The organism is Gordonia jinhuaensis, from assembly GCF_014639795.1.
Lineage (GTDB): Bacteria > Actinomycetota > Actinomycetes > Mycobacteriales > Mycobacteriaceae > Gordonia_B > Gordonia_B jinhuaensis.
In genome coordinates, this window is sequence record NZ_BMGC01000011.1 from 37,609 (window position 1) to 50,170 (window position 12,562).

9 protein-coding genes are annotated in these 12,562 nt (G+C 68.2%); 6 read left to right on the plus strand and 3 right to left on the minus strand.

The features are described 5' to 3' along the window. Positions 1-9 precede the first annotated feature (9 nt). Positions 10-2,841 carry a leucine--tRNA ligase gene (gene leuS, locus IEW22_RS09685; protein WP_229742377.1) on the minus strand — a complete coding sequence of 944 codons (2,832 nt, stop codon included), beginning with the start codon at positions 2,839-2,841 and terminating at the stop codon, positions 10-12. Between the two features lie 28 nt (positions 2,842-2,869). Here leuS and IEW22_RS09690 point away from each other — a divergent pair, with 28 nt between their 5' ends. Both IEW22_RS09690 and IEW22_RS09695 read left to right on the plus strand, forming a co-directional pair. Continuing rightward, on the plus strand, positions 2,870-3,316 hold the full coding sequence (locus tag IEW22_RS09690) for an SdpI family protein (RefSeq protein ID WP_229742379.1): 447 nt from the start codon (positions 2,870-2,872) through the stop codon (positions 3,314-3,316). Beyond that, positions 3,316-4,401, plus strand: a complete 1,086-nt coding sequence (locus IEW22_RS09695) for a bile acid:sodium symporter family protein (RefSeq protein ID WP_188586475.1) — start codon at positions 3,316-3,318, stop codon at positions 4,399-4,401. Before IEW22_RS09690 ends, IEW22_RS09695 begins: the two co-directional genes overlap by 1 nt. 28 nt (positions 4,402-4,429) lie before the next feature. Here IEW22_RS09695 and IEW22_RS09700 read toward each other — a convergent pair whose 3' ends face one another. After that, entirely contained in the window at positions 4,430-5,125 is a 696-nt protein-coding gene (locus IEW22_RS09700; RefSeq protein WP_268235469.1) for a YqgE/AlgH family protein, read from the minus strand. Between the two features lie 53 nt (positions 5,126-5,178). On the opposite strand from IEW22_RS09700, the gene IEW22_RS09705 reads away from it, so the two are divergent. From IEW22_RS09705 to IEW22_RS09715, 3 genes are all read left to right on the plus strand, one after another. Next, complete coding sequence (locus IEW22_RS09705) at positions 5,179-6,588, plus strand: MFS transporter (RefSeq protein ID WP_188586412.1); 1,410 nt, start codon at positions 5,179-5,181, stop codon at positions 6,586-6,588. Between the two features lie 232 nt (positions 6,589-6,820). Then, the gene (locus tag IEW22_RS09710; protein WP_188586413.1) at positions 6,821-7,636 is read left to right on the plus strand and encodes an ABC transporter ATP-binding protein; all 816 of its coding nucleotides are present in this window, start codon (positions 6,821-6,823) and stop codon (positions 7,634-7,636) included. Then, positions 7,633-9,570 (plus strand): YhgE/Pip family protein, encoded by a 1,938-nt coding sequence (locus IEW22_RS09715; protein ID WP_188586414.1) that lies wholly within the window; start codon positions 7,633-7,635, stop codon positions 9,568-9,570. The genes IEW22_RS09710 and IEW22_RS09715 overlap by 4 nt, the downstream gene beginning before the upstream one ends. A 32-nt stretch (positions 9,571-9,602) precedes the next feature. Here IEW22_RS09715 and IEW22_RS09720 read toward each other — a convergent pair whose 3' ends face one another. After that, on the minus strand, positions 9,603-11,081 hold the full coding sequence (locus IEW22_RS09720; RefSeq protein WP_373284161.1) for a CCA tRNA nucleotidyltransferase: 1,479 nt from the start codon (positions 11,079-11,081) through the stop codon (positions 9,603-9,605). Positions 11,082-11,176: 95 nt separating this feature from the next. Between IEW22_RS09720 and IEW22_RS09725 the strand changes: the two genes are divergently transcribed. Continuing rightward, positions 11,177-12,559 carry an NUDIX hydrolase gene (locus tag IEW22_RS09725; protein ID WP_373284162.1) on the plus strand — a complete coding sequence of 461 codons (1,383 nt, stop codon included), beginning with the start codon at positions 11,177-11,179 and terminating at the stop codon, positions 12,557-12,559. Positions 12,560-12,562 lie beyond the last annotated feature (3 nt).

Below are 12,562 nucleotides of genomic sequence, written 5' to 3' on the forward strand. Positions count from 1 at the left end.
GCCGACCGGTCACGGCACCACGTTGACCATGCGACCGGGCACCACGATCACCTTGCGCGGTTCGCCGTCGAGGAGCGCGGCGATCTTCTCGTCGGCCAACGCGGCCCGGCGAACGGTGTCCTCGTCGGCGTCGACGGAGACGGTGATGCGGCTGCGGACCTTGCCCTTGACCTGGATCGGGATCTCGACGGTGTCATCGACCAGCCAGCGCTCGTCGGTCACCGGGAACCGCTGGTGGACCAGCACGTCGGCGTGCCCCATCCGCGACCAGAGCTCCTCGGCGATATGCGGTGCCACGGGCGCGATCATCGTCACCAGCGCGCTGACGACCGGCTGCGGAGCGCCGTCGGGGTACTCCTTGGTGAGGTGGTTGGTCAGCTCGATCAGCTTGGCGATCGCCGTGTTGAAACGCAGGTTGACATAATCTTCGCGCACCCCGGCGATGGTCCGGTTGAGCAGACGCAAGGTGTCCTCGCCGGGCTCCCGATCGACCGGACGCAGGCTGCCGGTCTCCTCGTCGACCACCAGACGCCACACTCGCTGCAGGAACCGCTGCGAGCCCACGACATCTTTCGTCGCCCACGGCCGCGACTGGTCGAGCGGACCCATCGACATCTCGTAGACGCGCAGGGTGTCGGCGCCGTAGTCCCGGGCGATCTCGTCGGGGGAGACGGCGTTCTTGAGGGACTTGCCCATCTTGCCGTACTCGCGGTTGACCTTCTGGCCCTGATAGAAGAATTCGCCGTCGCGTTCTTCGACCTCCTCGGCGGGCACATAGACGCCGCGCGAATCGGTGTAGGCGTAGGCCTGGATCATGCCCTGGTTGAACAGCTTTCGGTACGGCTCACGCGAGGTGACATAGCCCAGGTCGTAGAGGACCTTGTGCCAGAACCGCGAGTACAGCAGATGCAGCACCGCATGCTCGACACCACCGATGTAGAGGTCGAGTCCACCGGGATCCGTCTTGCCGTGCTGCACCGGTCGCGGACCCATCCAGTACGACTCGTTGGCGATGTCGCACATGGCTTCTTGGTCCTGCGGATCGATGTAGCGCAGCTGATACCAGGAACTACCCGCCCACTGGGGCATCACGTTCGCATCGCGACGGTACTTCTTGAGGCCCTCACCCAGGTCGAGCTCGACCTCGATCCAGTCGGTGGCCTTGGCCAGCGGGGGAGAGGGCTCACTGTCGGCGTCGTCGGGGTCGAATGACACCGGCGCGTAGTCCTCGACCTCCGGAAGTTCCACCGGCAGCATCGATTCCGGCAGCGGGTAGGCCTGACCCTCCTCGTCGTAAACAATGGGGAAGGGCTCACCCCAATAGCGCTGGCGCGCGAACAGCCAGTCGCGCAACTTGTACTGGATCGTGCCCTCACCGCTGCCGTCGGCCTCGAGCCGCTCGATGACCGCCGACTTCGCCGACTCCACATCCATCCCGTTGAGGAACTCCGAGTTCACCAGGATGCCGTCGCCGGTGTAGGCCTCCTCGCCCACGCCCGGATCCGAACCGTCGGCGGCGGCGATCACCTGCACGATCGGCAGGCCGACGGTGCTCGCGAATTCATGGTCGCGCTGATCGTGGGCGGGGACGGCCATGATCGCACCGGTGCCGTAGCCGTAGAGCACATAGTCGGCAATGAAGATCGGAATCGTCTGTCCGCTCAGCGGATTCGCTGCGACGGCACCGATGAACACACCGGTCTTGTCCTTGTTCTCCTGCCGCTCGAGGTCGGACTTGGCCGCGATCGAGGCGCGGTAGCCGGCGACGGCGGTCGCCGGGTTCACCGCACCGCCGGTCCACCTCGGATCGACCCCGGCCGGCCATGCCGCCGTGGTCAGCTCGTCGACCAGTGGATGCTCGGGGGCGAGCACCATGTAGGTCGCGCCGTAGAGGGTGTCGGGCCGGGTGGTGAACACCTCGACCTTCTCCTGCGACCCCGGGACCGCGAAACGCACCCGCGCGCCACGCGAACGTCCGATCCAGTTGCGCTGCATGGTCTTGACCTTGTCGGGCCAATCCAGGACCTCGAGATCCTCCAGCAGCCGCTCGGAGTAGGCGGTGATGCGCATCATCCACTGGCGCAACCGTTTCCGGAACACCGGGAAGTTGCCGCGTTCACTGCGACCGTCGGCGGTCACCTCCTCGTTGGCCAGCACCGTGCCCAGCCCAGGACACCAGTTGACCAACGAATCCGACTGGTAGACAAGCCGATAGGAGTCGATCACGTCATTGCGCTCGGCCGCCGTCAGGTCCGACCACGACCGCCCGTCGTCGAGGGTGCGAGCACCGGAGGCGAACTCGTCGACCAGCTCGCCGATCCGGCGGGCCTTACCCGCCGACTCGTCGTACCAGGCGTTGTAGATCTGCAGGAAGATCCATTGGGTCCACCGGTAGAAGTCCACGTCGGTGGTCGCGACACGACGGCGCTCGTCGTGACCCAGACCCAGGCGGCGGATCTGCGCGAGATACCGCTCGATATTGGCCTCGGTGGTGGTACGCGGATGGGTGCCGGTCTGCACCGCGTACTGCTCGGCGGGCAACCCGAAGGCGTCGAAGCCCATCGTGTGCAGCACGTTGCGGCCGAGCATCCGCTGATAGCGGGCGAACACATCGCTGGCGATGAAGCCGAGGGGATGACCCACATGCAACCCCGACCCCGACGGGTAGGGGAACATGTCCTGCACGAAGACCTTGGCGTCGGGTCCGTCGAACTCGCTGAGGTCGCCGGCGAGGGTTCCGACCGGATTCGGGGTCTCGAAGCTTTTGCGGGCACTCCATTCCGACTGCCAGTGCTTCTCGATCTGCCCTGCCAGCTCGGCGGTGTAACGGTGCTGTGTCACCCATCCAGGGTAGATGTATGGTTTCGTCGTGCAGATCGCCACCGTCGTCTTCGCCGTCATCGCCCTCGTCATGGCCGTGACCTGCGTCTTCACCGGTGTCGCAGGACTGACCGGCCGCATGCGGCGCAACCGATGGTTCGGCGTGCGCACAGCGTCGACGCTGTCGTCCGACGACGCCTTCACCCTGGCCAACCGCGTGGCCGGGCCCGGACTGATCGGTGCCGGCATCATCGCCGCACTCGGCGGCGTGCTCGGGCTCGCGCTGGGCGACTGGGTCGGGCTGGTCCTCGTGGCCGTGGGGATCGTCGTGGCGGCGATCCTCGCCGGCGTGGTGTCGAGCATGGGTGTGCGGGCGGTCGCAGCGTCGGCACCGGGCATCGACTGCGGCGAGACCGGCGGTTGTGGTTCGTGCTCACTGGCCGGACTGTGCAGCGCCGAGGGTGCCCCGGCGCATCGCGCCGCCACCGGCCACTGATCTCCGCGCGGCACAGCGTGCTCAAACGCCTGCACATCGACGGCTTCATCCTGGCCCTGCTGGCCACCGTCGTCGTCGCCTCACTCCTGCCGGCCCGCGGCGTATTCGTCGACATCCTGCACTGGGTCACCGTCGTCGCGATCGCACTGCTGTTCTTCCTCTACGGCACCCGGATGGCCCCGCGCGAGGCGCTGGCCGGTCTGCGGCACTGGCGGCTGCACCTGACGATCCTGGTGTTCACCTTCGTGGTGTTCCCGCTGATCGGGTTGGCGTTGCGGCCGCTGGTCGAGCCGACGCTGGGTACCACCCTCTACTACGGCGTGCTGTTCCTGTGTCTGGTGCCCTCGACGGTGCAGTCCTCGATCGCCTTCACCTCCATCGCACACGGCAACGTCGCCGGCGCGATCGTCAGCGCCTCGGCGTCGAATCTGCTCGGGGTGTTCCTCACACCGCTGCTGGTGGTCGCGCTGATGGGCACCTCCGGCGATGTGCACATCTCGGCCTCGTCGGTGCTCACCATCGTGGTGGAGATCCTGGTGCCGTTCATCGTCGGACAACTCGCCAGGCCCTGGCTGGGCGGCTGGCTGTCGAAACACGCCCAGTCGACCAAGCTCGTCGACCGCGGTTCGATCGTCCTGGTTGTGTACTCGGCGTTCTCCGAGGGTGTCCGCGACGGCATCTGGTCGCAGGTGTCGTGGTGGAAGATCGTCGCGCTGATCGTCGGCGCGATCGTGCTGGTGGCCTTCATGCTGTGGCTGACCTCGTTCACCGCGCGGCGACTGCGATTCGACCGCCCAGACGGCATCGCCATCCAGTTCTGCGGCACCAAGAAGAGCCTCGCCTCGGGTCTGCCGATGGCAGCCGTGTTGTTCGCCGGCACCGACGTCGGCATGATCGTGCTCCCGCTGATGATCTTCCACCAGGTGCAGCTGATGATGTGCGCCTGGCTGGCCGGACGCTACGACCGGCAGTGGCAGGAGAGGGCGCTGAGCCGCGCCCGGGCGGCCGAGAATGACGGTGCGGCCGCGCAGGACGGCGCGGTGGGGGAGCACGGGATCGCCGAGCAGAACGGGGCGGCCGACTAGCGCCAGCGCCGCGACCCTGCCGGAGTTCCTAGTTGCGTGCGATGTCGATCGGGTGGGTGGCCACCAGCGGCAACGGCCACGGTTGCCGGCGCAGCACCGCCGACCAGACGTCGGACTGTGCGGGGGCCAGCAGGTCGCCGGGCATCGCCGAGGCGACCATCCAGCTGTCGTGACGTAGTTCGTCGGCGAGCTGTCCGATACCCCACCCGGCGTACCCGGCGAAGATCCGCACACCCTCGAGCACGTCGGCGAGTTCCTCCGGATCGGCATCGAGATCGACCAGCACCACTCGGCCGCTCACCGTACGCAGGCCGAAGACCGAGTCGGGATCGGCACCGCGCTGCATCACCCCCAGACACAGCGCCGCATCCTGCTTCACCGGACCACCGACATAGACGGCGCGGGGTGAGGCGGCCAGATCGGTCCAGTGGGGCAGTAGGTTGTGCACAGCGGTCTGGCTCATCCGGTTGATCACCACGCCGAGGGTGCCGGCGTCATTGTGTTCGATCACGTAGACCGCGGTACGCCGGAAAGTGTCCTCGAGCAGGTCGGTGGAGGCGAGCAGGATGCTGCCCGGACGGACGCGCGGGAGTTCGCCGGCGGCCTCACGGTCGCCGTAGGACGGGTGGTCGTGTCCGCGGGGATCGTCGCCGCGGGGATCCTCCCCTTCGGGGTCATCCCCGTGGGGTCCTTGACCGTGAGATTCTTCGCCTCCGATGCCCACCGGGACATCATCGCACTATTCTCGTTCTGGTGATCGGCCCTCGACTTGCGCATATGCGACTTCACGCGCATCCAGGCCTGCTGCGCCTGCTGACGGTGCGCCTGGGCAGCCAGATCACCGACGGCGCCTTCCAGGCGGCGCTGGGCGGGGCGATCCTGTTCAACCCCGAACGTCAGACCGACCCGCTGGCCATCGCCGCGGGCTTGGCGGTACTGCTGCTGCCGTACTCGCTGATCGGTCCGTTCGCGGGCGCGCTGCTGGACCACTGGGACCGCCGCAGCGTGCTGATCTGGGCCAACGTGCTGCGTGCGATCACCATCGGCCTGGTCGCGCTGACGATGGCCACCGGCACCTCCGACACATTCGTGTTGCTCACCGCGCTGATGGTGACGGGCACGAGCCGTTTCGTGGCCTCCGGACTGTCGGCGTCGTTGCCGCATGTGGCCAGCCGGGAGCATCTGGTCGCCACCAACGCCGCGTTCACCACCCTGGGTTCGGGTGCGCTGGCGGTGGGTGCAGGTCTGACGATGGCGTTGCGGGCGATCTTCGGCGCCGACAACACCGGCAGCGCCGCGACCTTGCTCGGTGGTGTGGCGCTCGCGCTGGTGGTCGCGGTGATCGCGGCGAGCTTCACCGCGCGCTCGCTCGGCCCCGACCACGCCGACGGCGGCGGGGTGTCGGCCGCACGTGCGGTGACCGTCGGACTGTTCCACGGCGCCCGCGCGGTCGCCCGGACCCCGTCGGTGGCCTCGGCGCTCACCGCGATCGGTGCACATCGCATCGTGTTCGGCATCAACACGCTGATGCTGCTGATCATGACCAGGCATTCGGCCTTCGGCGGGGGCATCACCGGCATCGGCATGGTCGCCGGGTTCATCGCGGTCGGCATGTTCATCGCCGCACCGGTGGCCCCGATCGCCGTCCGCCGGTACGGACGCCACCGCACGCTCGTCGCCGCGCTGACCGTCGGCCTGTGCGCCGAGCTGACCCTGTTGACCTTCAACTCGACGATCATCTGCATCGCCGCGGTGTTCATCGGACTCATCGGCCAGGTCGCCAAACTGTGCGGCGACTCCGCGATGCAGACCGACATCGCCGACGACCGCCGCGGACAGGTCTTCGCCTTCCAGGACGCGGTGTTCAACATCGCCTACGTCGCCGCGATCACCGTCGCCGCCCTGCTGGTGTCGGAGGATGGTCAGTCGCCGGGACTCGTCGTGATCGGTGTGGTGGTCTACGCCCTGGGCGTGCTCGCAGTCCTGTCGCCGCTCGCCCGGCGCATCGCCCATCGTCAGACCACTCACGATCCCGACCGCACCCACGACACGAACCGGGCCGACGATCCCGACCGCGCCGACGGTGCCAAGCGCGCCGACGATGCACCCGAGGCGGCCCTGGTGACCACCGGCCCGCTGCCGACCGGATCCACCGGCGAGATCGCGATCTCACCCGACGCTCGCTGAACGACCCCGGGGAACCGCATCCGTATCTGCGGTGCCACGAACGCACGGGGTCACGAATGCACGGGGCCACGAATGCGACCATCGTCATAGCCCGTCGCCGAGGGGCGCAATCGCACACCGCCACGCGGCGCTGCGGGTTGGACGCCGTCCGCAATCCACTGATTGTGTTGACTACGCAGCCACCGGCGCGTCCGTGCTCGGTGATCGCCTCGACGAATGGCAGGGAGCACCAGTGGGAGTCACCATTCACGCGCAGGGCATCACCGCACGTGGGCCCCGCGGGCCGGTGTACGAGAACATCTCGTTCACCTCCGCCGACGGCCAGATGACCATCGTGACCGGACCAGCGGGGTCGGGCCGAACCTCGCTGCTGCTGACGATCGCCGGACGCTGGCGCACGATCGCCGGACAACTGCGCGTCGACGGTCTGACCCGTCCGCGCGAGATCGCCAGCCGTGTCCAGGTGGCACAGGCACCGCCGGCGGTAGACCTCGACGACGAACTGCGGGTGCATGAACTCATCGAGGAACGCCGGCTGTTCAGCAAGAACCGGCTGTCTGTCGCCGACATCGAAACCGCGATGGCCGCCCTCGACGTCCACGCCGACGGCGACGAGTTCATCCACCAGCTGCCCGCACCCGATCGTGTGCTGTTCTCGGTGGCACTGGCCATCGCCGCCGACCCGCCGGCGGTGGTCGTCGACGATGCGACACGCAACTGCACCCCCGACGAGGCGGACCGCGTGTGGGCGATGCTCAGGCAGCTCAACGCACACGGCTGCTCGGTGATCGCCTCGAGCCTGGGGGCACCGACCACGGCAACCGCCACCGCCACCGCCACCGCCACCGGCGACACAACCGCAGCCGCGCAGGCAACCGAGGACGGGGAGGGCTCCACGGTCGTGGTGGCACTGCCGCATCCACGCGACCGGTACTCACCGGATGAGCCGGATGAGCCCGATCAGCGGGATCAGCTCGCTGCGCCCGGTCAGCACGGGCACCACGAACAGCACCAGGGACATCGAGATGACGAGGGGCGTGAGGCATGAGGGCCATCCGGCTGGCGATCAACGAACTGCGCCGCTTCCGTGAACCGCTGCGGATCATCGCGCCGATCGGACTCGCCCTCATCCCGCTGCTCTACGGCGCGCTGTACCTCTGGTCGAACTGGGATCCCTACGGCAAGACCGACAAGATCCCGGTCGCGGTGGTCAATCAGGACAAGCCCGTGACCGCGGCCGGAGAGCTGGTCGACGCCGGCGGCCAATTCGTCCAACAGCTACGCGCGACACCGAAGTTCGACTGGGACTTCGTGGACGCCGACACCGCACACGACGGTCTCGTCCACGGCCGCTACTACTTCACCATCACCATCCCGTCGAACTTCAGCTCGAACCTGGTGAGCGCGCAGAACCCGATTCCAGAGCGGGCGACGATGGGCATCACCCTCAACGATGCCAACAACTACATCGTCGGCGTGGTCGCCCAAACCGCCGAGGTGGAGCTGCAGAACCAGGTGAACAGTGCCGCTCACGCCGCGTACGCCAAGGCCATCTACGGCAACCTGTCGCTGGTCAAACAGCAACTCGGTATCGCCGCGCAGGGGGCGGATGCATTGGTGAACGCGACCGGTCTGGCCCAACGGGGCAGCGATGCGCTGGGTCAGGGGATCGACGCCGCGCGTCAGGGCGCCCAGAGCATCGGCGGCAGCGTCGACAAGATCACCGCCGCGACAACGCAGTTGAGCAACGGCGTGAATGCGCTGGCCGACTCGGCGGCGGCGACCCTGCCCGCCGCGGCAGGCGCACTCGCCGACGCCGCCGACGCCGCACACAGCGGGGTGAAGATCGTGGCCGACGGTACCTCGCTGGCCACCACCCAGGCCGACCAGGCGCTCTCGGCACTGCGCGAACTCGGCGCCAACCCCCTGGTGTCGGCGACTCCGGCGTATTCGCAGGCACTCTCGGCGCTGACCGCGGTGTCGCAGACCACCCGGTCGGCGAACTCGGCGGCCACCGACTCGCTGACCTCGCTGGACAACGCCACCGCTCAGGCACAACAGGTGGGGAAGCAGAGTGGGCCGGTGACCGCGGCGGTGCGTTCGGTCACCTCCTCGGCGACCGCACTGTCGGCGGCGGCCACCTCGGTCGGCGGCGCCGGCACGCAGATCTCACAAGGCCTCGACGCCATCTCCTCGGGTGCGGCAACGCTGCAGGAGTCGGCAAACCAGTCCAACGCCGGTGCGGCGAAGATCGCCACCACGGTCAACGGCGCGGTCGACAAGATCCCCGACACCTCGCCGGAACAGACCGCCAAAGCCGCCGACATCCTCGGCTCGCCGGTGGGACTGACCACCCGAAATCTGCACCCCGCCGGTGTGTACGGGCGCGGGCTGGCACCGTTCTTCATGTCGATCGCGGTCTGGGTGCTGGGCCTGTTGGCCTACCTGTTCTTCCGGCCGGTGAACCTGCGTGCGCTGGCCAACCGGGTGAACCCGGTGGTGGTCGCTGTCGGCGGCTGGCTGCCGGTGGCCCTGCTCGGTGCGATCGGCGGTCTGATCCTCTACGCCGCAGTGCAATTCGGACTCGGACTCGATCCCGAGAAACCGGTCCTGCTGGGGTTGCTGCTCATGCTGGGGGCCGTGTCCTTCGTGGCGATCGACCACATGCTGCGCTACACGCTCGGGGTGATCGGCGATTCGCTGTCGCTGGTGCTGCTGATCGTGCAGCTCACCGCATGCGGCGGCCTCTATCCGATCGAGACCACACCCGCCCCGTTCCAGGCGGTGCACCCACTGCTGCCGATGACCTACCTGGTGCAGGGACTACGCGTCACCGTGTCGGGGGGTCTGAGCTCCACGCTGATCCGCGCCTTCGTGGTGCTGGCCGCATTCGCGGTGGCAGCACTGGCGGTCACGTCGGTGGCGGTGTGGCGCAGACAGGTGACGAATATGTCGCAGCTGCACCCCGCACTCGACGTGTGAACACCGGCCCGTGAGCGCACGGGCGCAGCCCGTCACGACTGCTCGGACGCCCACCACTTCTTGAGCTCGGCGATCGCCTCGTCGTGGTCGAGGGGCCCCCGATCCAGGCGTAGTTCCTTGAGGAAGCTCCACGCCTTGCCGACCTCGGGGCCCGGCGAGATGCCGAGGATCGTCATGATCTCGTTGCCGTCGAGATCGGGGCGGACCCGGGCGAGGTCCTCCTTCTCGGCGATCTCGGCGATCCGCCGCTCGAGGTCGTCGTAGTTGCTCTGCAGACGGGCGGCGCGGCGCTTGTTGCGGGTGGTCACGTCGGCGCGGACGAGCTTGTTCAGCTGGGGGAGCAGGGACCCGGCGTCGGTCACATACCGCCGCACCGCCGAATCGGTCCATGTGCCGTCGCCGTAGCCGTGGAAACGCAGATGCAGGAACACCAGCGTCGCGATGTCCTCGATGGTCTGCTTCGGGTATTTCAGCGCGCGCAGCCGCTTGCGCACCATCTTCGCGCCGACCACCTCGTGATGGTGGAAGCTCACACCGCCGTCGGGTTCGTGACGCCGGGTGGCGGGTTTGCCGATGTCGTGCAGGATCGCCGCCCAGCGCAACACCAGATCGGGATCGGACTCCTCGAGATCCATCGCCTGCTGCAGCACCGTCAGCGAGTGGTTGTAGACGTCTTTGTGCTGGTGGTGTTCGTCGATGGTGAGCTGCATGCCCGGGATCTCCGGGAGGATGCGGTCGGCCAGGCCGGTGTCCACGAGCATCCGCACACCCTCGACCGCGTATTCGCCCAGGATCATCTTGTCGAGCTCGACCGCCACCCGTTCGACGGTGATGCGGTTGATCTGATCGGCCATCTCCACGATCGCGGTGAACACGCGCGGCTGCAGCCGGAAGCCGAGTTGGGCGACGAAACGTACCGCCCGCAGCATGCGCAGCGGGTCGTCGTTGAAGGAGTCCTCCGGCGCGGCCGGCGTGTCGATGATCCCGGCGAGCAGATCCGACATGCCGTCGAGCGGATCGACGAATTCCTGGGCGCCCGACGGCCCGATCCGCACCGCCATCGCGTTGATGGTGAAGTCGCGGCGGATGAGGTCGCCCTCGAGGGTGTCGCCGTAGGCGACGGTGGGATTGCGGGAGACGTGGTCGTAGGAGTCGGCGCGGTAGGTGGTGATCTCGATCTGCTGACCCGACTTCGCCGCGCTGATCGTGCCGTAGTCGATTCCGGTGTCCCAGATCGCCTCGGCCCATCCGCTCAACAGCTCTTTGACCTGTTCAGGGCGGGCATCGGTGGTGAAATCGAGATCGGTTCCCAGGCGGCCCAGTGCGGCGTCGCGGACCGAGCCGCCCACCAGATACAGCTCATGTCCGGCGTCGGCGAACCTCTGCCCGAGCGGGGCCAGCACATCCTCGACCGGGCGCAGCCCGGCCGCAGCCGACGCCAGCAATCGCACGCGCCGATCGTTGTCGGCGCCGCCTCGGCCCCCGGTCACACCGCCTCGTCCCTCGGTCACGGGGTCCCAGCATATTGCAGCGTCGGCGCCCGCAGACATGCGCCGACGGGTGCGCGTGAACAGATGGGGGCTTGACAGTCGCTAGCATCATGTGGGTGTCCGCCGACTTCGTAGACCCCGATCACGCCCGAGTGGCGCGCTCTGGTCGTGAGATCGCCGGACCCGTCGGCTCCCGATCCGAGGGCTCCCGATCCGAGGGGTCCGGCGCCGACGCGCCGCGCGCTGAGGCGACTGGTCGCACATCGCGCCGTCGCGGTCGCCGACGTGGCCGTCGCCGCGGCACCCCTCAGGTGGCCGGTACCAAGAGTGAATCGACCGAGGCCGCCGCCGCAGCCCGCCGGAACGGCGAAGAATCCGGTCCGGTCGCCGACGTGGGCGAGCGGGGCGGCTCGAATTCGTCTGTGGTGACGCCGGCTGATCTGTCCGGCGGCACCCGATCGGGTCGCAGTTCCCGTCGCGGTGGCCGAGGCCGTGGTCGCCGGGGCGGCGACGGTGCCAGGAACAACGGGACCAAGAACAACGGATCCGCGAAGAACAACGCCAAGGCTTCGGGGGCGTCAGGGGCATCGGGCACCGCCTCGACCGGTCCGACGGCGGCAAACCCCACACCGAAACCTGCCAAACCCGCTGCGGCGAACCCCAAACCAGGAAACCTGAAGCCGGGAAACGTCAAGCCTGGCGGCAAGGTCGCCGGTACCAAGAATGCTGGTACCAAGAATTCCGGGGCCAAAAATGCCGGGACCAGGTCGGGCGGAACCGCGACGCCCGCACCTCAGGCGGCCGACCTCGCGAGCCAGAACGCCCGCTCCACCACTCCGCGACTGCGGACGGTGCGCGAGACGTCGGCGGGTGGACTCGTGGTCGCCGGACTCGACACCGTGGGCGAAGATCTGCGCGCGGCACTGATCGGGCGCGTCGATCGTCGTGGCCGGATGCTCTGGTCGCTGCCCAAGGGCCACATCGAGACGGGGGAGACCGCCGAGCAGACCGCCGTGCGCGAGGTCGCCGAGGAGACGGGCATCGAGGGTAAGGTCGTCGCGTCGCTGGGCAAGATCGATTACTGGTTCGTCAGCGAGGGCAAACGGATCCACAAGACCGTGCACCATTACCTGATGCGGTTCACCGGCGGCGAACTGTCGGATGCCGATTACGAGGTCAGTGAGGTCGCCTGGGTGCCGTTCACCGAATTGCCCCGGCGCCTCACCTATTCCGACGAACGCCGGCTCGCACGACTGGCCGAGGGCGTGATCGCCGACCTCACCGGTGACCCCGACAAACTCGCGCAATCGGAGGCCAAGTGCACGCGCACCGAGCCCAACGCCTACGAGAAGGCGGCCGCGGCGCGCAACCAGCACCGCAACGACCCGGTGGCCCGCACCAGCCCCCGCAACCGGCGACGCCGGCGGGGCGGGCGACGCCGGTCGACCGGACATGACACCGGCGGGCCGTCGGAGTCCGCCCGCGGCGAGCAGGGGTGAGAC

What these genes read in the sequence shown, in the direction of transcription:
- IEW22_RS09705 (WP_188586412.1), top strand. Translation starts at nt 5,179, where the DNA reads ATGCGACTTCACGCGCATCCAGGCCTGCTGCGCCTGCTGACGGTGCGC.
- IEW22_RS09715 (WP_188586414.1), top strand. Translation starts at nt 7,633, where the DNA reads ATGAGGGCCATCCGGCTGGCGATCAACGAACTGCGCCGCTTCCGTGAA.